This is a genomic window from Streptosporangium sp. NPDC048047 (genome assembly GCF_040653115.1).
GTDB lineage: Bacteria > Actinomycetota > Actinomycetes > Streptosporangiales > Streptosporangiaceae > Streptosporangium.
Genome location: NZ_JBEZNH010000006.1, coordinates 49,106 through 72,893, shown reverse-complemented (window position 1 = coordinate 72,893; position 23,788 = coordinate 49,106). Strand labels below are relative to the sequence as shown.

General features: G+C 70.1%; 28 protein-coding genes, 1 tRNA gene and 1 pseudogene. 15 read left to right on the top strand and 15 right to left on the bottom strand.

The genetic code is table 11. The features are described 5' to 3' along the window. Positions 1–39: 39 nt before the first annotated feature. Positions 40–924, bottom strand: a complete 885-nt coding sequence (locus tag AB0D67_RS07315) for an NAD(P)-binding domain-containing protein (RefSeq protein WP_362930916.1) — start codon at positions 922–924, stop codon at positions 40–42. Between the two features lie 49 nt (positions 925–973). On the opposite strand from AB0D67_RS07315, the gene AB0D67_RS07310 reads away from it, so the two are divergent. The 5 genes from AB0D67_RS07310 to AB0D67_RS07290 all read left to right on the top strand — a co-directional run bounded on the left by AB0D67_RS07310 (position 974) and on the right by AB0D67_RS07290 (position 4,707). Then, positions 974–1,381, top strand: a complete 408-nt coding sequence (locus AB0D67_RS07310; RefSeq protein ID WP_362930914.1) for a MerR family transcriptional regulator — start codon at positions 974–976, stop codon at positions 1,379–1,381. 310 nt (positions 1,382–1,691) lie between these two features. After that, positions 1,692–2,213, top strand: coding sequence for a SigE family RNA polymerase sigma factor (locus AB0D67_RS07305; RefSeq protein ID WP_362930912.1), 522 nt, complete (start codon positions 1,692–1,694; stop codon positions 2,211–2,213). Then, positions 2,210–3,406 (top strand): hypothetical protein, encoded by a 1,197-nt coding sequence (locus AB0D67_RS07300; protein ID WP_362930910.1) that lies wholly within the window; start codon positions 2,210–2,212, stop codon positions 3,404–3,406. The genes AB0D67_RS07305 and AB0D67_RS07300 overlap by 4 nt, the downstream gene beginning before the upstream one ends. Before the next feature lie 111 nt (positions 3,407–3,517). Next, positions 3,518–3,799, top strand: coding sequence for a hypothetical protein (locus AB0D67_RS07295; protein WP_362930908.1), 282 nt, complete (start codon positions 3,518–3,520; stop codon positions 3,797–3,799). Further along, positions 3,796–4,707, top strand: coding sequence for a MerR family transcriptional regulator (locus AB0D67_RS07290; protein ID WP_362930906.1), 912 nt, complete (start codon positions 3,796–3,798; stop codon positions 4,705–4,707). The genes AB0D67_RS07295 and AB0D67_RS07290 overlap by 4 nt, the downstream gene beginning before the upstream one ends. 77 nt (positions 4,708–4,784) lie before the next feature. Here the strand turns inward: AB0D67_RS07290 and AB0D67_RS07285 are convergent, their stop codons facing one another. From AB0D67_RS07285 to AB0D67_RS07265, 5 genes are all read right to left on the bottom strand, one after another. Further along, positions 4,785–5,195 (bottom strand): VOC family protein, encoded by a 411-nt coding sequence (locus tag AB0D67_RS07285; protein WP_362930904.1) that lies wholly within the window; start codon positions 5,193–5,195, stop codon positions 4,785–4,787. Positions 5,196–5,911: 716 nt separating this feature from the next. Next, a complete protein-coding gene (locus tag AB0D67_RS07280) occupies positions 5,912–6,745 on the bottom strand; it encodes a nuclear transport factor 2 family protein (protein ID WP_362930902.1) in 834 nt (277 codons plus the stop codon). A gap of 63 nt (positions 6,746–6,808) precedes the next feature. Continuing rightward, positions 6,809–7,903, bottom strand: coding sequence for a sigma-70 family RNA polymerase sigma factor (locus AB0D67_RS07275; protein ID WP_362930900.1), 1,095 nt, complete (start codon positions 7,901–7,903; stop codon positions 6,809–6,811). Positions 7,904–7,980: 77 nt separating this feature from the next. Continuing rightward, a complete protein-coding gene (locus AB0D67_RS07270; protein WP_362930898.1) occupies positions 7,981–8,556 on the bottom strand; it encodes a DoxX family protein in 576 nt (191 codons plus the stop codon). Positions 8,557–8,757: 201 nt separating this feature from the next. After that, a complete protein-coding gene (locus AB0D67_RS07265; protein ID WP_362930896.1) occupies positions 8,758–9,114 on the bottom strand; it encodes a VOC family protein in 357 nt (118 codons plus the stop codon). 122 nt (positions 9,115–9,236) lie between these two features. Here AB0D67_RS07265 and AB0D67_RS07260 point away from each other — a divergent pair. Together AB0D67_RS07260 and AB0D67_RS07255 are read left to right on the top strand one after the other, a co-directional pair. After that, positions 9,237–9,377 (top strand): annotated as a pseudogene (locus tag AB0D67_RS07260) (hypothetical protein); the annotation flags it as partial. A gap of 127 nt (positions 9,378–9,504) precedes the next feature. Further along, complete coding sequence (locus AB0D67_RS07255; RefSeq protein ID WP_362931246.1) at positions 9,505–9,627, top strand: hypothetical protein; 123 nt, start codon at positions 9,505–9,507, stop codon at positions 9,625–9,627. Between the two features lie 74 nt (positions 9,628–9,701). Here AB0D67_RS07255 and AB0D67_RS07250 read toward each other — a convergent pair whose 3' ends face one another. After that, positions 9,702–10,673 carry a zinc-binding dehydrogenase gene (locus tag AB0D67_RS07250; RefSeq protein ID WP_362930894.1) on the bottom strand — a complete coding sequence of 324 codons (972 nt, stop codon included), beginning with the start codon at positions 10,671–10,673 and terminating at the stop codon, positions 9,702–9,704. An 826-nt stretch (positions 10,674–11,499) separates the two neighbouring features. Further along, positions 11,500–12,243 carry an MBL fold metallo-hydrolase gene (locus AB0D67_RS07245; RefSeq protein WP_362930892.1) on the bottom strand — a complete coding sequence of 248 codons (744 nt, stop codon included), beginning with the start codon at positions 12,241–12,243 and terminating at the stop codon, positions 11,500–11,502. 372 nt (positions 12,244–12,615) lie between these two features. Between AB0D67_RS07245 and AB0D67_RS07240 the strand changes: the two genes are divergently transcribed. The 4 genes from AB0D67_RS07240 (at position 12,616) to AB0D67_RS07225 (ending at position 15,994) form a co-directional block, all read left to right on the top strand. Then, positions 12,616–13,131 (top strand): winged helix-turn-helix domain-containing protein, encoded by a 516-nt coding sequence (locus AB0D67_RS07240; protein WP_362930890.1) that lies wholly within the window; start codon positions 12,616–12,618, stop codon positions 13,129–13,131. Between the two features lie 31 nt (positions 13,132–13,162). Further along, positions 13,163–14,305: an MFS transporter gene (locus tag AB0D67_RS07235; protein WP_362930888.1), complete on the top strand. Its 1,143-nt coding sequence runs from the start codon at positions 13,163–13,165 to the stop codon at positions 14,303–14,305. After that, positions 14,286–15,500, top strand: coding sequence for an aminopeptidase (locus AB0D67_RS07230; protein ID WP_362930886.1), 1,215 nt, complete (start codon positions 14,286–14,288; stop codon positions 15,498–15,500). The genes AB0D67_RS07235 and AB0D67_RS07230 overlap by 20 nt, the downstream gene beginning before the upstream one ends. Before the next feature lie 77 nt (positions 15,501–15,577). Then, on the top strand, positions 15,578–15,994 hold the full coding sequence (locus AB0D67_RS07225; protein ID WP_362930884.1) for a hypothetical protein: 417 nt from the start codon (positions 15,578–15,580) through the stop codon (positions 15,992–15,994). 321 nt (positions 15,995–16,315) lie between these two features. On the opposite strand, the gene AB0D67_RS07220 is transcribed toward AB0D67_RS07225, so the two are convergent. Beyond that, positions 16,316–16,389 (bottom strand) — tRNA-Ala (locus AB0D67_RS07220). A 307-nt stretch (positions 16,390–16,696) separates the two neighbouring features. Between AB0D67_RS07220 and AB0D67_RS07215 the strand changes: the two genes are divergently transcribed. Genes AB0D67_RS07215 through AB0D67_RS07205 form a run of 3 tightly spaced genes read left to right on the top strand, consistent with a single transcriptional unit; the run spans position 16,697 to position 18,093 of the window. Further along, the gene (locus tag AB0D67_RS07215) at positions 16,697–17,092 is read left to right on the top strand and encodes a metalloregulator ArsR/SmtB family transcription factor (RefSeq protein ID WP_362930882.1); all 396 of its coding nucleotides are present in this window, start codon (positions 16,697–16,699) and stop codon (positions 17,090–17,092) included. Continuing rightward, positions 17,025–17,519, top strand: a complete 495-nt coding sequence (locus AB0D67_RS07210) for an SRPBCC family protein (RefSeq protein WP_362930880.1) — start codon at positions 17,025–17,027, stop codon at positions 17,517–17,519. Before AB0D67_RS07215 ends, AB0D67_RS07210 begins: the two co-directional genes overlap by 68 nt. Then, entirely contained in the window at positions 17,506–18,093 is a 588-nt protein-coding gene (locus tag AB0D67_RS07205; RefSeq protein WP_362930878.1) for a TIGR03086 family metal-binding protein, read from the top strand. The genes AB0D67_RS07210 and AB0D67_RS07205 overlap by 14 nt, the downstream gene beginning before the upstream one ends. Positions 18,094–18,301: 208 nt before the next feature. Here the strand turns inward: AB0D67_RS07205 and AB0D67_RS07200 are convergent, their stop codons facing one another. The 6 genes from AB0D67_RS07200 to galU form a co-directional block, all read right to left on the bottom strand. Continuing rightward, entirely contained in the window at positions 18,302–18,982 is a 681-nt protein-coding gene (locus AB0D67_RS07200) for a hypothetical protein (RefSeq protein ID WP_362930876.1), read from the bottom strand. Between the two features lie 124 nt (positions 18,983–19,106). After that, positions 19,107–19,760 (bottom strand): GNAT family protein, encoded by a 654-nt coding sequence (locus tag AB0D67_RS07195; protein WP_362931228.1) that lies wholly within the window; start codon positions 19,758–19,760, stop codon positions 19,107–19,109. 89 nt (positions 19,761–19,849) lie between these two features. After that, positions 19,850–20,323 (bottom strand): MogA/MoaB family molybdenum cofactor biosynthesis protein, encoded by a 474-nt coding sequence (locus tag AB0D67_RS07190; protein WP_362930874.1) that lies wholly within the window; start codon positions 20,321–20,323, stop codon positions 19,850–19,852. A 111-nt stretch (positions 20,324–20,434) separates the two neighbouring features. Beyond that, complete coding sequence (moaC, locus tag AB0D67_RS07185) at positions 20,435–20,887, bottom strand: cyclic pyranopterin monophosphate synthase MoaC (RefSeq protein WP_362931226.1); 453 nt, start codon at positions 20,885–20,887, stop codon at positions 20,435–20,437. A gap of 134 nt (positions 20,888–21,021) precedes the next feature. Continuing rightward, positions 21,022–22,209, bottom strand: coding sequence for a gephyrin-like molybdotransferase Glp (gene glp / locus AB0D67_RS07180; protein ID WP_362931224.1), 1,188 nt, complete (start codon positions 22,207–22,209; stop codon positions 21,022–21,024). Between the two features lie 8 nt (positions 22,210–22,217). Further along, on the bottom strand, positions 22,218–23,117 hold the full coding sequence (gene galU / locus AB0D67_RS07175) for a UTP--glucose-1-phosphate uridylyltransferase GalU (protein WP_362930872.1): 900 nt from the start codon (positions 23,115–23,117) through the stop codon (positions 22,218–22,220). 25 nt (positions 23,118–23,142) lie between these two features. On the opposite strand from galU, the gene AB0D67_RS07170 reads away from it, so the two are divergent. After that, positions 23,143–23,715 (top strand): 5-formyltetrahydrofolate cyclo-ligase, encoded by a 573-nt coding sequence (locus AB0D67_RS07170; RefSeq protein ID WP_362930870.1) that lies wholly within the window; start codon positions 23,143–23,145, stop codon positions 23,713–23,715. Positions 23,716–23,788: the final 73 nt, after the last annotated feature.

Below are 23,788 nucleotides of genomic sequence, written 5' to 3'. Positions count from 1 at the left end.
GTCTCACCGAGACCACCGAGGTCCGGGCGTCGGAATCGGTCAGTCGTCGCGGGCTCTGCCGAACTCCTCGATCAGCACGGGATACTGCTCTCCGCCGTGTCCGGCGACGATCGAGCGGTCGGCCATCGCCTTGATCAGCTTCGGCAGTTCGGCGTTGACACCCGCCGCCTCGCTCTCCTCGATCAGGTGTGCCATCGCCCGCACGTCGGTCTCCAGGGCCGACACCTCGGCCGGGAAGGAGCCGCTGTCGATCTGCTCGGCATACCCGGGCAGCCATTCGGCCACGACGGCGGCGATCTGCCGCGCGAACGGCGCATACGTCGCGGCGTCGACCCCGGCCGTCCTGAGCAGGGCGGTGCCCTGGAGCCAGGCGTTCAGGACGCTCCACATCATGGCGAGGCCGGCCACGTCGTACAGGGACGCCAGCCCGTGGTCCGCGCCGAGGTAGGTGACGGTGCCGAGCGCGTCGAGCGTTGACTTGTGCGCCTCGAAGTCCCGCTGCGGCCCGCTGTGCAGAATCACCGCATCGGCGGTCCCGATCGCCGGCGGGACGGCCATTATGGCGCCGTCCAGGTAACGGGCGCCGCGCCGCTCGGCCCATCGGGCCGTTTCCCGGGCCTGAGCCGAGGTGCCCGAGGTCAGGTTGACCAATGTCCTGCCGTCCAGTTCGCCGTCGCTCGTGCCGAGCAGCTCGTGCACGGCCTGGTAGTCGGTGAGGCAGATGATCGTCAGGGGACTCGCCCCGAGCGCGTCGCCGGCCGTCGGCGCCGGTCGCGCACCCTCGGCCACCAACCGGTCGGCCTTGGAGGCCGTACGGTTCCACACGGTCGTGGGATGCCCGGCTCTCAGGAACGCCCTGGTGAGCGCCCGGCCCATCAGTCCGAGTCCGACGACCGTCACGGGTGTATCGGTTCCGCTGTTCATGGCAGCATCGTCAACGTTGATACCGGTGTGAAGGTCAAGTGAGGTTTCCATGCTGATCGGAGAACTGAGTCGCCGGACGGGTGTGAACACCCATCAGTTGCGCTACTACGAAGCCCAGGGCCTGCTGAAGGCGGCCCGCGGCGCGAACGGCTACCGCGAGTACGACCAGAACGCCGTACTGCGGGTGAAGCAGATCCGGCACCTGCTCGGTGCGGGCCTGTCCTCCGAGGACATCGCGTACCTGCTGCCCTGCGCGGCCGGAGAGGCCCCGGAGCTGCTCGGATGTCCCGAGCTGCTGGCCGCGATGCGATCACGGTTGCAGCGGCTGGACGACCAGATGGACCGGCTCGCCCAGTCCCGTGCCACCCTCGCCGACTACATCGACGCGGCCGAACGGATGGCCGGCGAGAGCCATCCCCCCTTCGAAGCCGCCTGCCAGGAGCCCGTCCCCGCCTGAGCTTCGGGCCGGCGCCCCGGGGACGCCCTCCGCGTCCGCTCGGAGGATCCCCCAGGCGGTGGTGAGGTCGCGTCCGCGCCTCCGGAGAACGACCGGCCGCACAGCTCCCGGCCGAACAGAAGACCCGATTCCGCCATCTGGAGTCGGGCCCTCCGTCTTGTGGGGGTGAGGGGACCCGAACCCCTGGGGCGGTCTCACGGGCCACACCGTTACCCCGGGCCGTCTCCGGCTCGGAGGCCGGAGTTTCAGCCCGCGCGGACCGAACCTTTCGACCGGTCACCGGAGTCGGTAACGGTCGAGAGGAGTCGCCTTGGATCGCAATGACAGCTTCCGTGAGTTCGTCGCCGGCCATCAGCAGGCGCTGATGCGCACCGCGTACCTGCTCACGGGAGACGCCCACCAGGCCGAGGATCTGCTGCAGAGCGTTCTGCTCAAGGTGCTCGGACGCTGGTCCAGGCTCTCGCGCGTCGAGCACCCCGAGGCGTACGCGCGCAAGGCGCTGGTCAACCAGCACATCTCCTGGCGGCGGCGCCGCGTCAGGAGCGAGCTACCGACCGCCGAACCGCCCGACCGGGCGTATTCGAGCGAGGACTCCACCGTCGTACGGCTCGTCATGCGCCGGGCTCTCATGCGGCTGCCGCCCCGGCAGCGGGCAGTGATCGTGCTGCGCTACTACGAGGACCGGACCGAACGCGAGACCGCCGTGCTGATGGACTGCTCGATCGGCACGGTGAAGAGCCAGGCTCACTACGCGCTGGCCCGCTTGCGCGAACTGGCGCCCGAACTCGCGCCGAGGCTCGCCGATATCGAAGCCGAGGAGGCCTACCGATGACCTGGCTGCGGAACGTGCTCATCGACCTGGCCGACGACTCTCCACAGGTGGACCTGGCCGAGCGGACGATCGCGGTGCATCACCGCAGGCGGCGCACGGTGATCTCGTACCTCGCGGCGGCCATGGTCGCGGTCGTCACCCTCGGTGTGACGGCCGCCATCCGGCTGCTGCCGGACGGGCCGCAGAAGGTCGCCTCCACAGGCGACCTACCGGCGCGCGGGGTGGGGCCGTTGAGCCACGCGTACAAGACCTTCTGCAAGCCGGTCGGCGGGAAGGCGCCGGCGGGCTGCCGGGACGGAGCATGGCGGGTGGTCGCCCGGAGCGGGAAGGCCTACTACGTCACCGAGGCGCTGCCCAGCCTCGCCCCGGGCCGCACCGGCCTGCGCGACAGCCCGCTGGCGATCAGCCGGGACGGTCGGAAGATCGCCTACTACAGCGCCGAAGAAGGCACCTTCCAGGTCCGCGACCTGGCCTCGGGTCAGAAGACGACGGCGGCCCGCAAGGTGCCGCGGGGCTGGCTGGGCAGCATCTCACACCTGATGCTGTCGGACGACGGGCGGTTCGTGGCCTTCAGCAAGGTCCCGGAGTTCAAGGATCCCGCGTTGCTCATCGACATGCGTGACGGGGGCGTCCGCGAGCTGCCGAACCGCTGGGTTCCCATCGGCCTGTCACGGGACGGCTCCACCATCACCCTCGCGGAGCACTCCCCCAGGTCACGGCTGCGGACGATCTCGAACCTCTGGTCGGGCTCCGCCAAGAGCGACACCATGTCGGTCATCCAGCCGGTGAACTACGACTTCAGCCCGCTCGCCCCCGACGGGAAGACCGTCGCGGTGATCGAGAACCGCAGCACCGCCGAAAAGCCGTGCCGTCACGGTGACCTCGCCCTCATGAACACGCTCACCGGTGAGAAACGGGAGACGACCGTCATCAAAGGCCTGCCCTCCGACGTCTCCCAGATCTCGCTGCGCACCTGGCTCAGCGCCGAGGAGGTCACGGCTCTCACCGTGTCCGTGCGGTGCAGGCCGGCGTCCGAGGTGCCGGACGACGAGCCCGCGGTGATCGACCCGCCGTACCGGACCATGACCGCCTACGCGCTGAACGTCAGGACCGGCAAGACCAGGAAGCTCGCCACATACAGGGCGCAGAGCTTCTTCGAGATCGTCCTGCCCGGCCCCCCCGGGGCGCTGTGACCTCCGGGGTTTCGGTCTGCGGCGAGCATCCGCCCTGGCCGGACCCGGACGTCGTTCATCACTGGGATCATCTGCCGGTCATGTCGTGAGGGCGGAACCGTCGGGCATCTCATGGCGTCGGACATCGACACCGGGTGCTTCGTCCGGCGACGCGGTGACCGCTTCGCCATCGCCGACGATCTCCGTGCCGCACCCGGCGCGGAACACGCCCGCGGCTTGACCTTGACCTTGGGTCAGGGTCGACACTGGCCGCATGACGAGCTCAAACGTGACCTACTCGGCCTGGAGTGGCATGTGCCGGTGGAAGACACCGCGCCGGTCGTGACCGACACCGGCGGGACAGGAACCCCGGTTGTCTACCTGAGCGGTTCCTACGCGAGCCGGCGGTATTGACGGCCGGTCATCGACGCCCTGGGGCCGGGGAGGCGACACATCACCTACGACGAGCGGGCTCGCGGCAAATCGAAGAAGTCGGCGGACTACTCCTTCGAAGCCGTCGTCCGGGATCTCGATGCCGTCCTGAAAGCCAGGGGGGTGGAGCGACCGTCGGCCAGGCGGCCGCCTTCGCCGGTGTCACGATCAAGACCATCCGCCACCACCCCCGGCTCGGCCTGGTCGGCGAACCGCGCCGGGACGGTTCGGGCTACCGCCGCTACGGGTCGTCCGACCTGCTGCGACTGGTCCAGGTCCGGACGCTGGCCGAGTCCGGCGTACCGCTGCCCGAGATCGGCGCCCTGCTCGACGCCGGCCCGCAGCGGTTCGCCACCGGCCTGGCCGAGGTCAAACAGCGGCTGACCGAGCGGATCGAGGAGCTGACCGCGCGCCGCGACCTGCTGGACCGGCTGGCCAACGGTGACCGGACCCTGTTGCCCGACCGGGCCTGCGCGCTGTTGGACCGGGCCGCCGACCTCGGCTTCTCCCCGGCCGAGGTGGCGGCCCACCGCGAGGGCATGGTGCTGGCCAGGGCCCTGGTCCCCGACGGCTTCGACGACTTCCTCACCCAGGCCGAGCAGGCCCTCGACGACACCCGGTTCGTCGCCTTGAACAAGCGATGCTGGGCCGCCAAGGACCGGGGACCCGACGATCCCCGCCTCGAGGAACTCGCCACCGCCATGGCCGGCCGCTTCCTCGCCAACCCCGCGTTGCTCGCGATCCCGAACGGCCTCCAGACCCCCACCGACGTCATCCGATACGGCCTGCTCAACCACCACGGCGAAGACCAGGCACCGGCCATGGCCCGGCTGACCACGCTGGTCGAGACGAAACTGCGCTCCGCAGGCTTAGACATCCCACAGCAATGATCACGGCCGGCTGCAGTACATCGCCGAACAAGTGGCCCAAGGAGTGCAACCGATCCTCGAACAGTCGATCAAGCCCTTTAATCGCGCTTGGGCCAGGTCGGGCCCTGGTCGGTCCAGATGACGCCCTTGTTGCGGCACAGGCAGAAGGGGTGGCCGATCGGGTCGGTGTAGACCCGCCAGCCGTAGCCTTCGGGATTGATGAAGTCCTGCCGCAGCGTCGCACCGAGGTCGAGGACGCGGCGCTGCTCGGGCTCGATCTCGTCCACTTCGAAGTCGAGGTGGAACTGCTTGGGGTGCTCGCTGTCGGGCCACTGCGGAGCGCGGTAGTCGTCCACCCGGATGAAGGCCAGCTCGATCTCGCCGAACTTGATGCCGGCCCAGTTCTCGTCACTGCCTTCCCTGATCGGACGACCCGTCACCTCGGAATAGAAGGCCGCCAGCTTCATCGTGTCCGGGCAGTCGATGATGAAATCGGTGAGTCGCAGCATCCCGCGATGCTGCCACAAGATCTTTTACGCAGGAGCCTCAGTCCGGGTGACCAGCGGTGTGGCGGAAGTGCTCCCGGTACGCGGTCGTGAAGCGCCCGACGAACGAGGGGCTCCGCCGATGGGCGGCGCGAGGCCGGAAGCGGCCGCGCTCGATCGCCCAGCCGTGGAGAGTGGGTGCTCCATGAACATCCCCGTCAGTTCGCCGTCCTTGATCCACGAATCCGCCCGCTCTCGCGCCCGGAACACGCCTGACAGCCACCGCGCCCTCACCCAGGAAGACCCGCACGGTCCCGGGACTGGAACCGCTCACCGCTGAGACACCGGCCGCTGAACCCCGCGAGCCCCGGAGGGGCATGGTCACGCAGTTGGTCACCCGGTGATGAGGTACGGCCGTAGTCACTCAGTTGGTCACCCGACAACGCAGAAGGCCGCTCCCGATCTCTCGGAAGCGGCCTCTGACCTGGGTGGAGATGAGGGGATCCGAACCCCTGACCCCTTCGGTGCGAACACTGGTCAGGCGTGCCGGGCCACCCCGTCGGATGCCGTCCGGTGCCGTCCGATGGTCTCGGCCGAGCCCTGGTATCAGCGGGTTCGCCGGCTTTTCACTGACTCCAACCGGCCTTCGCCGATCATGAGTCCATCCTGGCTCCGGCCGTTCAGCCGAAGTCCGTGGCCCCTTCCCGGTAGGAGGGTGAACGCATCGACATGGCGAGATCTCACGGACGCGAGTCGGTATCCGCCTCACCGGCGCCCGGGTCGTACGGGACGGAGAGGTGCTGATGGATCATCACCCAGGCGCCGTCCCGCCGCTCGAACACCCGGGTCCCCCGTGACCAGCTGCTGAGGAACCGGCCGTCGGTCTGCTTGATCCGGACGTGGTTGAGCCCCCAGGCGACCGCCAGGTCCTCCCGGGCGATCACCTTCAGGTCAGGGATGTCCAGGCTGACGGCGACGCCGGGCGCACCGAGGTTGCGCCGGCAGACCTCCCGTACGGCCTCGGCCCCGAGATACCGGAGGGGCTCCTCGTGCTCGTAGGACACGACGTCGTCGGCGACGGCGGCCATCATGCCGTCCAGATCCCTCGCGGCGGTGGCTTCGCACCACCTTTGGTGCAGCCGGCGCACTTCCTGTTCGGCGCCGCCGTCCCGATCGGTGTCAACGATCGGGAACGAGTGATGCTCGTGGGCGATGACCCACCGGCCCCCCTGCCTCCGCAGCCCGAACGTCAGCCGTAGCCGGTTCTCCGGGTTCCCGGCGAACTGCTCCGGGGTGCCACATCGCAGCAGGGCGTGGGCGAAGGCGACGTCGCCGCCCGCGGTGACGTCCAGCGTCTCGATCTCGAAGACGGCGCCCTGCGCCTGCCATCGGAAGAAGGGCGGCCACATCCGGCGGTAGGACTCGATGCCGCGCACCCCCTCGTAGGGGGGCGGCACGTCGAACATCACGATGTCGTCGGCGTGGTCGGCGACCACCCCGTTCATATCACCGCGGTGGACCGCCTCGGCCCAGCGCTCGATCAGGTCACGGATCTGTTCTTCGTCGGTGGGCATGAACCCCTGGTCCCTTCAGGTCGGTACTCCTGTCGGGACTACAACCCGCGCGTCTCCGGAAACTCATCGCGGATCGCCGTACCGCTTCTCCTCCAGTTCCGATGGCAGGCCGAACGCCGGGAGGTCCGCGTCCAGGAACGAGACCACCTCGGCGATCCGGGTACCGCGCAAAGTGAGGAGGTCCAGGCCCGCCGCGACGTAGACGGCTCGACGCCCGTCCCACATGTAGGTACCGAACGCCAGTTGCCCGTTCGCCCGAGCGGGCAGGAAACGCCAGCGTCGCTTCGGCACCGCCTCGGTCAGGAACCCGCGGACGTCGATGTGACCCGCGTACCAGGTCGCCAGTGGCGGCATCGAGTATCTGGCGTCCTCCGTCAACATCGCCACGATGGCATCGACGTCCGCGGCCTCCCAGGCCGCCGCGTACTTCCGGGCCAGCTCCCGCCGCTTCGCTTCGCCCAGCGCGTCCAGCGTCCGCCGCTGGGTGGTCTCCGGGAGCAGGGCCGCCATGACCTTGCGGGCCCGTTGCAGGGCGCTGTTGACCGCCGCGACCGTGCTCTCCAGCGTGTCGGCGGTCTCCCGGGCGGTGTAGCCCAGGACATCACGCAGTACCAGGACCGCCCGTTGCGGACCGGACAGATGCTGCAGGGCGGCGACGAACGCCAGCTCCACGCTCTCCCGCGCCACCGCCCGGTCCTCCGGGACCTGCTCCGCCGTCCACCTCATCGAACGGTCGGGGTACGGTTCCAGCCAGGTCACCTCGGCTTGCGGCGCCCCCACCGGACTCAGATCCGCAGGCAGTTCACGCCGTCCCCGCCGTTCGATGAGCGTCAGCGACCGGTTCGTCGCGATCCTGTACAGCCACGGCCGGATCGACCCGCGATCCTCGAACCGCTCCAGGTTGCGCCACGCTCGATCCATCGTCTCCTGCACCGCGTCCTCCGCGTCGTGGACTGAACCCAGCATTCGGTAGCAGTACGCGCGCAACTCGTCCCGCAGCGGTCCCACCAGGCATCCGAAAGCGGCATCGTCCCCGGCTCGAGCCGCGGCCAGCAGCTCCGTCGCACCACGCTCGTCCGCCCACCCCGACCCGAACCGCATCCGCCGTCCCGTCCCGTTCTGTCCCGTCCCGACGCGGGCCAGGCTACGTCGACTCACCGGCACTCGATCAGGACCGGGGCCGACCGGGAGACGGCGTCGTGTGCGGGTCCACGGATCCGAACGGAACAGAGTGATCAGAATTGGACGTTGGTCATCGTGTACCACGTCGGGGCGAATGTCAGCAGAGCCAGTGCGACGAGGACCGCGAACGACATGAGTGCGCGTGAGGTGGTGATGGGCGCGGGTGCGATGGGCCGTAGCCTCCATCGTCCGACCGCGACGAACGCCACGACGCCTCCCAGCAAGAGATTCGCGGGCACCAATGCGTATTCGTTACGCGTGATATGAAAACCAGCGGCGAGGATCATCGTCAGTGTCAGGCCGATGGCGGCGAGCGGCGTCAGCATCGGTTTGACTTCCGTCATCGCCGGCAGGATCAGGCCGACACCGCCGAGCACCTCACAGACCCCGATGAAGACGATCAGAGGCTGCGGCACCGCGGCGTACCAAGCCACGGCCCGGGGCGCCGCCGCATACAAAGCTCCGTCGTACAACAGCACTTTGCCGAAACCGCTCCCGGCGAAGAAGAAGCCGAACAACGCTTGCAGCGACCAAAGCGCACCGTTGAGCGTGAACCTCGCTCCGCGCCTCTCAGGCTGCCGCTCAATGTTCTCACCGCTGAGCAGGTTGGCGCTGACATGCCCGTTCATGCTCTGTTGCTGCCTTTCTCATGGAGTTCGCCAGGGAAGAAGCCTTGCGGGCGGTTCTCTACGAGGTGGCCCGTCGTTTCGATGCCGCTCATGGCAGATTCCCCTCCGAAAACCTCGATGTACTCGATCTTGAAAAGGGCACTGATGGCCCTGAGGTCGTCGCGGGTGAGCCGGTGCTCGGTGTGGCACCGGCGTCGGCGTTCATCGGTCTTGAAGCAGTCCGAGGACGTTGCCGTCGGGATCGGTGACGGTGGCCACGAGGCGGCCACCGCCGACATCGTGCGCGGCCTCCTTCACGATGGCCCCCGCGGCGATCACCTCGGCCAGCTTCGCCTCGATGTCCGGCACGTGCCAGTAGGCCACCGGCGAGGTCATGCCCTGCGGCCCACCGCCTGGCACCAGTCCGATGTGCTGCCCCCCGGATTCGAAGCCGACGTAGTAGGACGAGTCGGTCTGTGGCGCGACACCGAGGAGGGCCGAGTACACCGCCTTGGCCTCGGCCAGATTGGACACGGGATGGAGCACGGTCTTGATTTCCTGGGAGGAAGAGCCGGTCATGGTACTCCTGTCGTCGGGGGCGCATCGCCCCCCTGTTTGCGTGTGCTCAGCTTTCCGCCCGGATTGGCCGCTGCGCGTCCGTGGCGACCACGGATCGTCAGCACGGATGGATCACGGAGGGCATGCGGCAAATTGGGGTGCTGGTGACAGGAGGGGATATTTCACCTTGGGAAGCCGAGATGCTGGAACTGATCAGGGCCCGTCTCGGCAATGCCGAGATCACGGCACGGCTGTGCATCTCGGTGCGTACCTTGGAAAGCCATGTTTCCTCGCTGCTGCGCAAGCTGGATGTGCCGGATCGGCGGGCGCTCGCCCGGCGTGCGCCCACGCCGGGCCGGCGCCGGCCCGGCATCGGTTCTGTCGATCCCGCCGACCTCGTTCATCAGTCGGGTGAGCGAACGGGCCAGGCTGACCGGGACGGCCAGGGCGCACCGGCAGGTGACCGTGGTCGGTCCCGGCGGAGTGGGCAAGACCCGGTGGGCGATGGCGGTGGCCGCGGAGGTGCGCGACTGACTTTTCGCTGACTCCCTCCGGCCTCTATCGACCGGAGATGATCCTGATCGCGGGGAACACCACGCTAAGCATCGTCAGATCAGCAGGAGAGTCTTGCCCAGGGCACTTCGTGACTCGATCACGGCATGCGCGTCCGCAGCACGCTCCAGGGGGAAAGTCTGCCCGATGACCGGCCGGATCCGACCCGCCGCCGCCTCCGACATCACCCGCTCGGCCCAGCCCCGCATCTTCGGACCGAAACCGAAGAGCTGCTCGATCCCGATCACCTCGACTTCGCGCCGTTGTGCCTGGGCAGGATCGATCTCCGTGACCTGACCGCTGGAAGCACCGTGGATGGAGAAGCGACCGCCGACCGCCGTCACCTTGAACGCGGCCCGGCCGATCGCTCTGCCGACCCCGTCGAACACCACATCGGGCCCCGTACCACCGGTCGTCTCGCGTACCTGCTTCGCCCAATCCGGGTCCGAGTAGTCGACCGCGACATCCGCGCCCAGACCACGGATCATGTGCAGCTTCCGTGCGCCGCGCGCGGCCCCCACGACTCTGGCGCCTGCCGCCCGAGCCAACTGCACCAACAGGGTGCCGACACCGCCACCTGCCGCCTCGACCAGCACCCACTCCCCGGGAAGGATCCGGGCTCCCTCGACCAGCCCCAGCGCGGTGCTGCCGTCGGTATGCAGAGCCGTGGCCTCGGGCAACCCCAGCCCATCCGGCACCGGGATCAGACCCTCCACCACAGCCACCGCGCGCTCGGCGAAGCCGCCGGTCTCCCCCACATCGGCGATGACACGCCGTCCGGACCAGCTCGGATCCACGCCCTCCCCGACCGAATCCACCTGACCGGCCACCGTACCGCCCGGCACGTACGGCAGGACGGGCCTGTCGTGCCATTTGTCGACACCCCGCCGTATCTGCGTCTCGACGAACGTGATGCCGGCGACGGATACGTCGACCACCACCTGTCCCGGTCCGGCGACCGGGTCCGGCACCTCGCCCGGAACCAGTACCTCGGGACCTCCGAAACGCTCCGCCTGCACCACCCGCACGTCAACCGCTTCCCTGTACTCAGCTTGCCCGACACCGGTACAGAGGAGTCTTCAACCCCGACCGAGGTTGAGGTCAAATGACCACGAGGCGGCATGGCTCCGATCCGTCCGCAGGCGAACCAGGCCCACCCTGCGTCCGACGAGTATCTAAATCGCCCCGGCGAAGCGACAGCAGGTTCTCTCACCCTGCGGGTCGTTGCCGGATGATTCCTGCGGCGAGGAGGGCTGCTCCTGCTGCGCGGTCGTGAAGCGCTCGACGAATGAGGAAGTCTGCTGGTGGGCGGAGCGAGGCTGGAAATGGCCATGCTCGATCGCCCGGTCGTAGACACCCGCGTCGAGGGGGGTGCTCCGTGAGCATCCCTGTCAACTCGCCGACCTTGATCCAGGACTCGGCGCGTTCTCGTGTCTGGAACACACCGGACGGCCACTGCGGACCGTCGCCCAGGAAGACCCACACGGTCATGGGACTGGAATCGCTCACCGCTGAGGATCAGATAGAGCAACCGCAACGCCACGAACAGCGATCACGCCCGCCAGAACAGAACAGTCGACCCCCAGGTCAACCCCAACGGCCGAGTTTCGGGCACCCGCAGGACACGAGGCGGGCGAGCTGGATGATCTGCGCGGATGACACTGTCGGCAGGCACACATCCACGCGACGATCGCGGCCAGGGCATCGGCCGGCAGCGATCCCGCCGGCACACGCAGCACACCCGGATCGGTCATCGGCGCGACCAGCAGCGCGGTGAACCGAGACGGCGATGACGGGTGGAGTCCTGTCCAAGCCCGCGTCCGGTGAACGTTCTTCGATCTCCGAAACCTCGGCTCACGAAAGGTCGAAGGTGAGACCGGACGTGGCGATGCCGATCTCACCGTCGTAGCCGGCCCCGGCGGCGGCTCGCGCGGCCGAGGTGTCCGTGCCTGGCTGCAGGTGCGTCAGCCACAGGCGCCGGGAATCGGCTTCCAGGGCTTGCCGGCCTGCTTGACGGGCGCTCGTCAGGTAACGTCGGGAATCCTCCGGGACCTGGTTCACAAAGGTGGCCTCGGCCAGGAGCAGGTCAGCGTCACGCGCCAGTTCCACCCTGTCGGGACTCGGACCGCTGTCGCCCGTGTACGCGAGCACCCGTCCGCCCGCTGTCAGCCGTATGCCGGCATTGGGCACCGAGTGCGGCAGCAGACGAGTCTGTGCGCGAAACGGGCCGATGTCGAATCCGCTGCCGGCGGTGAACTCGTGCAGGACATAGGCGTCGGCCAGCACCCCTGGGCGGTCCAGCGCGAGTACCGCGTCCAGGGCGCCGGGCAGCGAGTACACCGGCAGCGCCGCCGGCGGGTCATCACGCATGGTGCGCGCCCGCAAGAGCGGGTTCAGGTCGGCGCAGTGGTCGGGATGTCCGTGGCTGATGAACACGGCATCGATCTGATCGGCGCTGACCCGTTCCAGCAGCCGCGGCACCGTCGCGTGTCCAAGGTCGACGAGCAGCCTGAACCCGTCGTGCTCCACGAGGTAACCGCTGCAGGCCTGGCCCGCCGCCGGCCACGCACCGCATCCGCCAATGATCGTCAGCAGCACCCGTGAACTTTAACGGATGTCGCTCGTGCTCAGTGATCGACACGAAGTCCCGGTCCGTCGTGAGGCGCTGGAGGCCGAAGGAGGCGCAAGGCCGCCTCGTCGGGCCGTCGCAGGTGTGGAACGCGATCGAACAGGTCGTACCGCGTGACCTGCTCGCTGCGGCGTTGGAAGGTCGAGGACCTCCAGCAGCGGCTTGATGAAGTCTGCGCCGTTCGTTGCCGCTTGGGCGATTCGGCCCGCCACGCCGCGGCCCCACCCCTCATCGCTCTCCGGGATGAACGCCGCGATCGTCCGGCACTGCCGTCCAGCCCCGAGGGCGCATCGCAGGGCAACCTATTTCCCAAGGACTGTTGGATAAATTATAATCCCAAGGTGTCTTTGGAAAATCAGGATGACCTGGTGCCCCTGCGCGCCCTGGCCAACCCGCTGCGCATCCGCATCGTGTCGCTGCTCACCGGCGCGTCGATGTCGGCCACCGAGGTCGCCGGCGAACTCGGCATCGCGCACGCCTCAGCCAGCTACCACCTGCGCCAGTTGGCCAAAGCGGGCTTCCTCCAGCAGACGGACGAGCGGCCGCGGGCAGGCAAGGGCCGTCCGCAACTGCGGTACCGGTACGATCCGTCCAGCGGCGAGCGCCTCGACCGGTCCGAGGGACGGCAACTCGTCCACCGGGCGATGAGCACCGACCTGGCCAGGCGCCTGGCTGAGACTGATCGCCAGCGCACGTCGATGGACGCCGAGGTATGGCTGGCCAGGCCCGTCTGGGAGGAGATCGTCGGCCTGGTCGACCAGGCCGTGGCGCTCCTGCACGACAAGGCCGGCCCGCCGCACGACGGCGTCAAGGTCAGCATGACCGCGCTCCTGCTCGAACTGCATGACGAACAATGACCGCGCTCCTGCTCGAACTGCGTGACGAGCGGTGATCGGCCGTCTGCTCGTCTGCGCGGCTGGGGCGTTCCTGTCGATCGGACTGCTCATCCCGGCGGTTCCGCGATACGTCACCGGCCCGCTGGACCGGCAGGCCGGCATGGTGGGCGTCTCGCTGGCCGTCACCGCGGTGGCCGGGGTGCTCGCGCGCCCGCTGGCCGGACGGGTGGCCGACAGGGCCGGACGCCGCACGGCCCTGTGCGCGGGCGCGCTGTTGCTGTCCGGCACGTCCCTCGCGCTGCTCGCCGTCGGGCGGTTACCGCTCTTCCTCGTCCTGCGCGGCATCGCCGGCATCGGTGAGGCGCTGGCCTACGTCGGCCTCGCAACTCTGGCCAGCGACCACCGGCGGCCCGGCGCGGCGATCAACCACTTCTCCGTCGCCGTCAACGCCGGCCTGCTCACGGGGCCCGTCATCGCCGAGACGCTGTACGCCGCGTCCGGGTTCGCCGCAGTCTGGGTCACGGCCGCGGCCGTGGCACTGGGGTCGGCGGCGCTCGGCCTCACCCTGCCGAAGACGATGAGCCCGGACACGGAGAGCGCGAGCCCGGATCCGAGAACCCGGCTGTACCACACGTCCGCTCTACGACCCGGCTTCGGCTACCTGGCCTCCGTGTGGGGCTACACCGCCATCAGCGCCTTCCTGCCGCTGCACCTCGCCGCGCTCGGCGGCTCCGGCGGCCTCCATTTCCTGGTCTACGGCGGCGTCCTCGTCGCCATCCGGCTGGTCGGACATCGCCTGCTCGCCACGGCCGCCCCGACGCGCCTGGCCGTCACCTCCCTCCTGCTGACCGGGACGGGATCGACCCTGCTCGCCGCCTGGCCCTCTCCGGCCGGGACCTGGTGCGCGATCGCGCTGATCGGCGCCGGGCAGGGCCTCGGGCTGCCCGCCTTCCTCAGGATGGCGGTGCACGGCCTGCCCGCCCGCGAACGCGGATCCGCCGTCGCCACCACGACGGCCTTCTTCGACATCGGATTCCTCACCGCCGCCCTGACCCTCGGCGCCCTCGCCGACCGGTTCGGCCTGGCCGGCGGCTTCGCCCTCGCGGGCGTCGTGTCCGCCGCCGGAGCGCTGCTGTTCCTGCCCGTACGTCACCACGAACACGAAGGAGCCCCCCTTGACCGTTCCCCCCGCTGACCTGTCCGGCTATGCCGACGTCGTGTTCGACGTGGCCGTGCCCCTGCTGGCGGACGACCGGGTGCTGATCAACGCCGAGATCGAGCATGCCCCGCTCGCCCGCGCCCTGGCCGAGGCTGCATACGCCAGAGGCGCCCGCTACGTCGACGTCTGGTACTTCGACCCGTACGTCAAACGATCCCGCGTCCGGCACGCCGCCACCGCGAGCCTGGCCGAGGTGCCCTCGTGGCTCGACGCCCGCAACGACGAGCTCGGACGCGAAAGCGGCGTCCTCGTCAACATCCGCGGCGCCGCCGCCCCCGACCTCCTGGCCGGGCTGGACCCGGTACGCGTCGGACTGGACCGCATGCCGGCCCTGACCTCCCGGCAGCGGCTCCAGCTCGACAACCTGGTCCGCTGGACGATCGTCCCCTGCCCGACGCCCGAGTGGGCCCGCGCCGTCTTCGGCGAACCCGACCAGGCCCGGCTGTGGCGGCACCTGCGCCGTGTCCTCCGTCTGGACGAGCCCGACCCGCGCGAGGCGTGGCGGCAGCGCATCGTCGAACTGCTCGACCGCGCCCGACGGCTCACCGAGATGCGTCTGGACGCCGTGCGGTTCGAAGGCCCCGGCACCGACCTGACCATCGGCCTGCTCCCGGACGCCCACTGGACCGCCGCCCGCCTGGAGGACGTCCAGGGCCGCCCGTTCCAGGCCAACCTGCCGACCGAGGAGGTGTTCACGACTCCCGACTACCGGCGCGTCGACGGCACGGTCCGCGCCACCCGGCCGCTGTCCCTCGACGGCACGGTCATCCGCGATCTGGAACTGACCTTCGCCGACGGCGTCGTGACCGGTGTCAGGGCGAGCGCCGGAGCCGACGTCGTCCGCGCGCACCAGGCGACCGACGCGGGAGCGGCCCGGCTGGGCGAGCTCGCTCTGGTCGACGGCTCCTCGCGGGTGGGCGAGAGCGGCATCACCTTCATGGAGACCCTTCTGGACGAGAACGCCACCTGCCACCTGGCCTGGGGCGCCGGGCTGCCTCCGGGCGTGCCCGCCCACCTGCGTACCGACGATCCCGCACGGCTCGACGCGGCGGGTGTGAACACCTCGCGCGTGCACGTCGACTTCATGGTCGGCGGCTCGGACGTCACGGTCACCGGGCTGGGGCCCGGCGGGAAGGTGGTGCTCCTGCGCGACGACGCCTGGGAGTTCTGACGCCCTGCCACAGCCGGGAGTATCGACTTGACGGCCGATCTCAGTCGCGAATGATCTCGTTGAAGGGAGAGTCTGTTGTGCGTGGCACCGCCCTGACCGCGTCCGTCGCCGTCATGGTCGTACTCGGGGGGTGTTCCGCGCCGACGCCCTCGCCGGGTGAGGTGCGGCAGACGCCCGGTGAGCAGAAGGAGGCAACACGGCAGACGCCGTCGCCGCAGCTGGTCCCCTCGACCGCCGCGCAAGGCAAGGGGTTCACCCGCCGAGGCGTGGTCAGCGCGGGCGCGCCGGTGGATCTGGAGATCAAGGCCGTCGAACGGCATCGCGACCTCACCGCTCTGAAGATGGAGCTCTCCATCAACACCGCCGACTTCCACGGCGCCGACTTCGGCCTCGGCCCGCTCACCACCGACTTCGCCCAGTTCTGGCTGCTGGACCCGGTCGGCAGGCTGAGCAGACCTTGGCGCACTCCACGCCGGGCGCGACCGACGAGGTGATGCCGCTGTGGCGAAGGAGCGCCGCACTCGTTCTCTTGGAGCAGGCCCTGGCCCCTTCTCCCATCGACGCGGCCCGCTCCGCCGTTGAGCGGGCTGGGAATTTCTGCGCGATCGGGACAGACCACATGCGCCTACGTGTGCTGAGCAACGTCGTCGCCCGCATCCATACGACCTGCGGCGCCCCTGACCGCTCCTGGGCTTCCCACTCAAAGATGCGCGTATCCACCGGCGACCGGCACGCATCCCAGAACCACCTGTCGCCTGGACCCTGAACAGTGAGAAAGCCCGGCTCCATGATCTGGAACCGGGCTTTTCGTCTTGTGGAGATGAGGGGATTCGAACCCCTGACCCCTTCGATGCGAACGAAGTGCGCTACCGGACTGCGCTACATCCCCAAGACCTGAACTAGGTTAGCAAACTTCTGGAGCCGCTCGCGCCATCCGAGAACGGGGAGATCAAAGGGATCGTGTGGGAGACCGGGAGGGGCGGCGCGGCAGGGCGGGAAGCCGCAGGCGGCGGACCCAGGGCCGGTCGCCGGCCGTACGGCGCGGCAGGAGCGGCCCGTACGGCGCGAGCCACGTCACGGCGTCGACGCCGATCACCCGACAAGCGACATTGAACAGTGCTTTCAACCGCAGGGTTGATAGAAAGACGATCTACATCCTAGGATCCTTTCAACCGTTGGGTTGAAACGGAGGGGTGATGAGCACGGACGCACTGTCCCGGGTCTTCGCCGCCCTCGCGGATCCGACGCGGCGCGACATGGTCGCCCGGCTCTCGGAGGGCGACGCGACCGTGAGCCGGCTGGCTGAGCCGTACCGGATGTCGCTGCAGGCCGTCTACAAGCACCTGCGGGTGCTGGAGGACGCCGGGCTCGTCAGCCGGCCGCCGGGGCCGCAGCCCCGGCCGGTGCGCCTGGAGACCGATGCCCTCGACCTGATGGACACCTGGATCGAGCGCCACCGGAGCCGTGTCGAGCAGCGTTACCGCCGCCTCGACGCCGTCCTGGCGGAGATGGAGGGAGACGAGGATGAACATGATCAAGGAGACGGTCATCGAGGCCGACCCGGGGCTGCCGGTCATCCGGATGACGCGTGACTTCGCCGCGGCACCCGGACGGCTGTTCCGCGCCCACACCGATCCCGCGCTGTTCGCCCGGTGGGTGGGTCCCGACGCCATGGCCACCCGGATCGAGCACTGGGACGCGCGTACCGGCGGCAGCTGGCGGTACGTCTCGGCGCGCGAGGACACGGACGGGGACACGGAGTACTGGTTCCACGGCTGCTTCCACGAGGTACGGCCGGACCGCATCGTGCAGACCTTCACGTTCGAGGGCGACCCCGACGGAGTCGCGCTGGAGACGCTGTGGTTCGAGGACCTGGGCGACGGCCGTACGCGGCTGCGGACGCAGTCGCTGGTCGACAGCTTCGAGAGCCGTGACGCGTGGCTGCGCAGCGGCATGGAGGTCGGGGTCAACGAGGGGCACGCGAAGCTGGAGAGGATGCTCGCCGATGGCACTGTCTGATCACCCGGCCGAGCGGCACCGGCAGGTCGCCGGGCTGTTCACCGACCGGGTCCGCGGCACCCGGTCCTGGGACGCGCCGTCCCCGGTCACCGGCTGGACCGCCCGCGACGTCGTGCGTCACCTGGTCGAATGGCTCCCGGGTTTCCTGGCCTCCGGCTCCGGCGTCGTGCTGCCTCCCGGGCCGTCGGTGGACGACGACCCGGTCGCCGCGTGGCAGGCGCACCGCGACGGTGTGCAGGAGGTGCTGGACGACCCGGAGACGGCGCACCGGGAGCTCGCCAACCCGCACATCGGCACCGTGCCGCTGGACACCGCGATCGACCGGTTCTACACCGCCGACGTGTTCATGCACACCTGGGACCTGTCCAGGGCGACCGGCCAGGACGACCGGCTGGACCCGGACTTCTGCGCCCGGCTCCTCGCCGAGATGGAGTCGATGGAGGAGGTCCTCCGCTCCTCCGGCCAGTACGGTCCCAGGGTCGAGGTGCCCGTCGACGCGGACGTCCAGACCAGGATGCTGGGCCTCATCGGCCGGGACCCGTTCTGGCGGGGACCGGTGAGCCGGACGCCCTGACCGGGCCGAAGACCGATGGGAACGTGCCGCCCGGGGCCGTACGGCGCCGCGTCCCGGTGTCGGTCGCCGACCGCGCGGTGTCCCGGCATGCCGGGTCTCGGTCGCCGGCCGTACGGCTCACGTCCCGACGTCCCGGGCTTCAGTCGTCGGCCGCGCGCCGCAGCGTACCGGGCCTCGGTCGCCGGCCGTACGGCGCGGTGTCCCGGCGTCAGTCGCCGACCGCGCGGCGCGGTGTCTCGGCGTACTGGTCGAACAGCTCGTCGCGCAGCGCGGTGAGGTCGATGACCTCCGCCACCGGCCGCCGGGCCTCCAGCTCGGCACGCCGGCGGGCGCGCCTGGCACGCTCCGCCCTGGCCAGGGCCGCGGCCCTGCGCCGTTCGGCGTCGGCCTTCACCGCGGCCCGCAGAACCGTCAGGTAGCCGCCCAGGAGGACGACGGAGGGGGCGATCCCCCACCAGGGGATCACCCGGGTCGCGGCCGTCACCACGGAGGCGAGGAGCAGCAGCACGCACCACAGTGTCAGCCGCCTGCGCTTGGCCACCTGAACGGCTCGGCGCCGCCTCTCGGCGCGCCGCCTCCCGGCCTCGGAACCGGGCACCGCGGCCGGGGCGTCACCGCCCGTGCCATCGGTGCCGGCGGGGGGCTCGGCGCGCGTGTCACCGCCCCCGTCCACGTCCTCGTCCGCGTCCTCGGACACCCGCGCGGCCGGGCCGTACGGCCCGGCGACGGTGACGGCGTCGGCATCGACGTCGGAGTCTTCCCCGGCGTCCACACCGGGCTCGGCGTCGGTCTCGGAGTAGGCGGGCCGATCGCGGCGCAGCCACATGGGCACGAGCACGCACAGCCACATCACCACGATGGCCAGATAGAGGAGGACGCTGCCGCTCACGGCCACCTCCAGGCAGCACGAAAGCGCCGCTGGTCCGCTGGCGCTCTCGATGTGCTCACGTCACGCACCGTAAGACCGCGTGTCACTATTTGACGAGTATTCGATGCGGTGTGTCGCGAGATCTTCAAACCTCTTCGTGCGGAGCGCCGCCGTGCGCCGCCGCTTCTCGGTCCCTGCGCCACCTGGTCAGCAGCCCTCTGGGCACATCCTCAACGGTCAGCGCATAACAAATATGGTCACGCCAGGCGCCGTCAATGTGTAATTGCCGACGTCTGATGCCCTCTTCCCGGAAACCAAGCTTTTCAACCACTCTGCGGCTCGCGTGATTTTCCGGGCGGATATTGGCCTCGACGCGGTGCAGGCCGGTGGTGAAGAAGCAGTGGTCGACGGCCATGGCCACGGTGGTCGGGATTATGCCCCGGCCCGCCAGTGCGCTGTCCACCCAGTAGCCGATCTGCGCGGACCTGGCCGACCCCCAGACGATCGCGCCGACGGTCAGCTGCCCGGCGAACGCCCCCCGGTAGGTGACGACCCAGGGAAGCGCCAGCCCCTGCCGGGCCTCCCGGCGCAGCGTGGCGGTCATCGAGACGTAGGGGCCGAGACCCGTCCGGAACAGGGGCGTCTCGGGGTTGCTCGGCTCCCAGGGACGCAGCCAGTCGGCGTTGCGCAGCCGCGACTCGCGCCAGACGCGCACGTCTCTCAGCCGCAACGGCCGAAGCCCCACGGGCCCCTCCGTCAGGGTCACCGGCCAGCCACGTAGTCGATCCACGCCTTCCATCATCCTCCCAAGGCGTGCCGCCGTGCCACGGACTCGTCGCTCCCCTCTCCGCCCCGGACCACGACGTGAGCAGGACCGGGCCGCCGCGGTCAGCGCGGGTGGTCCCCTCCGCGGATCTGGTCCACGGCGTGCTTGAGGATCGGCGCGAGTACGGCCATGCCGTCGCGGACCCCGCCCGAGGAGCCCGGCAGGTTGACGATCAGGGTGTTCCCCGCCTGCCCGGCGAGCCCCCGGGACAGGATCGAGGTGGGCACCCTGTCGCGGGTGGACTGGCGGATCGCCTCGGCGATGCCGGGGATCTCCCTGTCGAGTACGCGGCGCGTCACCTCCGGGGTCAGGTCGGCGGGCGTCAGTCCGGTGCCTCCGGTGGTGACGATCACATCGTGCCCCTCCGCCACCCCGGCCCGCAGCGCCTCCTCGACCGGCTCGCCGTCGGGCACCACCCGCGGGCCCGTCACCTCGCACCCGGCCTCGGCCAGCAGCTCGGCGAGCAGCCTGCCGGACCTGTCCTCGTAGACCCCCGCGGCGGCCCGGTTGGACGCCGTGATCACCAAAGCCCTCATACGATCACCAAAGCCTTCACCTGGTCACCCGGCCCTCATCCGATCATCCAGCCCTCATCCACGTCCGCCCGGGACGGGATCCGTCCATCCGCGTCCGCTCGGGACGGCCGATCACGGGCGGGTCCAGACCCCGGTCTTGCCGCCCGTCTTCTCCTCCACCCGCACGTCGGTGATCACCGCCGCCGGGTCCACCGCCTTGACCATGTCGATCAACGCGAGCGCGGCGACGGAGACCGCGGTCAGCGCCTCCATCTCGACGCCGGTGCGGTCGGCGGTCTTCACCCGCGCGGTGATCTCCACCCCGTCGTCGGCCACCGTCAGGTCGACCTTCACCCCGTGCAGGGCGATCGGGTGGCAGAGCGGGATCAGGTCGGGGGTGCGCTTGGCGCCCATGATCCCCGCGATCCGGGCGGTGCCGAGCGCGTCGCCCTTGGGCACCTCCCCCGACCGCAGCAGCGCGACCGCCTCGGCCGACAGCAGCACCTTGCCGGTGGCGCTCGCCGTACGGGCGGAGACGTCCTTGGCGGAGACGTCGACCATGCGGGCCGCACCGGTCTCGTCGATGTGCGTGAATCCGGGCGCGGACCCAGGGGTGGATCCAGAGGTGGATCCGGGAGTGGATCCGGGAGTGGATCCGGGAGTGGATCCGGGAGTGGATCCGGATGGAGATCCGGGGGTGAACCCGGGTGTGAATCCGCTCACAGCGGGATGACCTCCACGTTCGAGCCCTCGGGCAGTTCGGTGACGTCCTCGGGGACCACGATCAGGGCGTTGGCCGAGGCGAGGGCGGCGAGCTGGTGCGAGCCCTGCCCCCGGACCGGCGTGACCGTGCCGTCGCGGCCGAGCACGGCGCGCAGGTAGGAGCGCCTGCCCTGCGGCGAGCGCAGCGGTGCGGCGGTCACCCCCCGCACGCTGTACGGGGCCCCGGCGGCCAGACCGCGCATCTTCAGCAGCGCGGGACGGACGAACAGCATGAACGACACGAAGGACGACACCGGGTTGCCGGGCAGCGCGAAGATCGGAATCTGGTCGTGGCCCACGACGCCGAACCCCTGCGGCATGCCCGGCTGCATCGCGACGCGCTCGAAACGGACCGTGCCGAGCGGCGAGAGGGCCTCCTTGACGGGCTCGTAGGCACCCATCGAGACGCCACCGCTGGTGATCACGGCGTCCGCCCGCAGCAGCTGGGCGTCGAGCTGGTCGAGGAACCGGGCGGGGTCGTCGGCGACGATCCCGGCGCGGTAGCCCTCCCCTCCGGCCTGCTGCACCGCGGCGGCCAGGGTGTAGCTGTTGGACTCCCACAGCTGCCCGTGCTCCAGCGGCGCGCCGGGCTCCACCAGCTCGGCGCCGGTGGAGATCACCACGACCCGGGGGCGGGGCCGTACCAGCACCCGGCGGCGGCCGACCCCGGCGAGGATGCCGAGCTGCGCCGGGCCGATGGGCGTGCCCGCCGGCAGTACGGCCTGCCCCTCGGAGACGTCCTCACCCGCGCGGCGGATGGCGTTGCCCTCGGGGGCCTGCCGGTCGATCAGCACCTCGACGGTGCCGCCGTCGGTCCACTCGACCGGGATCACGGTGTCCGCGCCCGGCGGCACCGGGGCGCCGGTCATGATCCGTACGGCCGTGCCGGGGCCGACGGCGAGCGTCCGGGCGTCGCCGGCCGCGATGTCGCCGAGCACCTGCAGCCTCGCGGGCACCGTCGCCAGGTCCCCGGCCCGTACGGCGTAGCCGTCCATGGCCGAGTTGTCGAACGACGGCAGCGGCACCGGGGAGGCGACCTCCTCGGCGAGGGTGGTGCCCAGCGCCTGGTCGAGCTCGATCTCCAGCGGTGCGAGCGTCCGCACGGTCCGCAGGATGTCGGAAAGGTGGTCGTCGACCGTTCTCATGGGATCGTTCATCGAGACGCCAGGAACTCCTTCAGCCAGGGCAGGAAATCCGGTCCGAGGTCGGGCCGGTCGGCGGCGAACTTCACCACCGTGCGCAGGTATTCGAGCTTGTCGCCGGTGTCGTAGCGGCGGCCGCGGAACAGCACGCCGTGGACCGGGCCGCCCTCCTCCTTGCCGCGGCCCGCCAGGGTGCGCAGCGCGTCGGTGAGCTGGATCTCGCCGCCGCGGCCGGGCCCGGTGTTCTCCAGGACGTCGAACACGGCCGGGTCGAGCACGTAGCGGCCGATGATCGCCCAGTTGGACGGCGCCTCGTCCGCCGGGGGCTTCTCCACCAGGTCCGTCACCCGCACCACGTCGTCCTCGGCGGTGGCCTCGATGGCTGCGCAGCCGTACAGGGACACCTGCTCCTGGGGCACCTCCATCAGCGCGATGACGCTGCCGCCGTGGGTCTGGCGCACCTCGATCATCCGCTTGAGCAGCTCGTCACGCTGGTCGATCAGGTCGTCACCGAGCAGGCAGGCGAACGGGTGGTCGCCCACGTGCTGCTTGGCGCACAGCACCGCGTGGCCGAGGCCGCGCGGCTCGCCCTGCCGTACATAGTGGATGGTCGCAAGGTCGGCGGGCTCACGCACCTTGGACAGGCGCTCGTCGTCGCCCTTGGCCTCCAGCACGTCCTCAAGCTCGATCGCCCGGTCGAAATGGTCCTCGATGGACCGCTTGTTCTTCCCGGTCACCATCAGGACGTCCAGCAGCCCGGCGGAGACGGCCTCCTCCACGACATACTGGATCGCCGGCTTGTCGACGATCGGAAGCATCTCCTTAGGTGTCGCCTTGGTGGCGGGCAGGAAGCGCGTGCCCAGCCCCGCGGCGGGGACTACGGCTTTGGTCACAGAATGGAAGTCGGTCATAACCGAAACCATAACGGAGGCGTCTGTGGACAAGTCGAGGCTGAGGTCCGCCATCGAGGACGCGCGGGCCACCATCCCCGGCGACGCGCGGCACGCGGCCTCCGTCCGGATCAGGGACGCCCTGCTCGACCGGCCCTGGGTGCAGATGGCCGGGCTGGTCGCCTGCTACTGGTCCGTCGGCGCCGAGCCCGAGACCCACGGCCTCGTCTTCGCGCTGTGGAAGCACGGCGCGACCGTGATGCTGCCGGTGCTGCGTGACGACGACGACCTCGACTGGGCGGTGTACGACGGCCCCGACACCCTCGCCCCCGGACGCTTCGGGATCATGGAGCCGGTCGACACCCGGCGCGGCGTCGACGCGATCCGGACCGCCGCCCTGGTCATCGTGCCCGCCCTGGCCGTGGACCGCGCGACCGGCGTACGGCTCGGCCGCGGCGGCGGCTCCTACGACCGCGCGCTGGCCCGGGTCGGCCCGAACGTGCCGACGGTCGCGCTGCTGCACGAGGGCGAACTGATGGACGGCGTGCCGGCCGAGCCGCACGACGTGCCGGTCCGCTACGCGGCCACCCCGGAGGGGATCGTCCACCTGGCCCCGTGAGCCGCCAGGGACGGATGAGGCCGCAGGGGACGGGTGAGATCGTCCACCTGGTCCGGTGACCCGCGCGGGACGG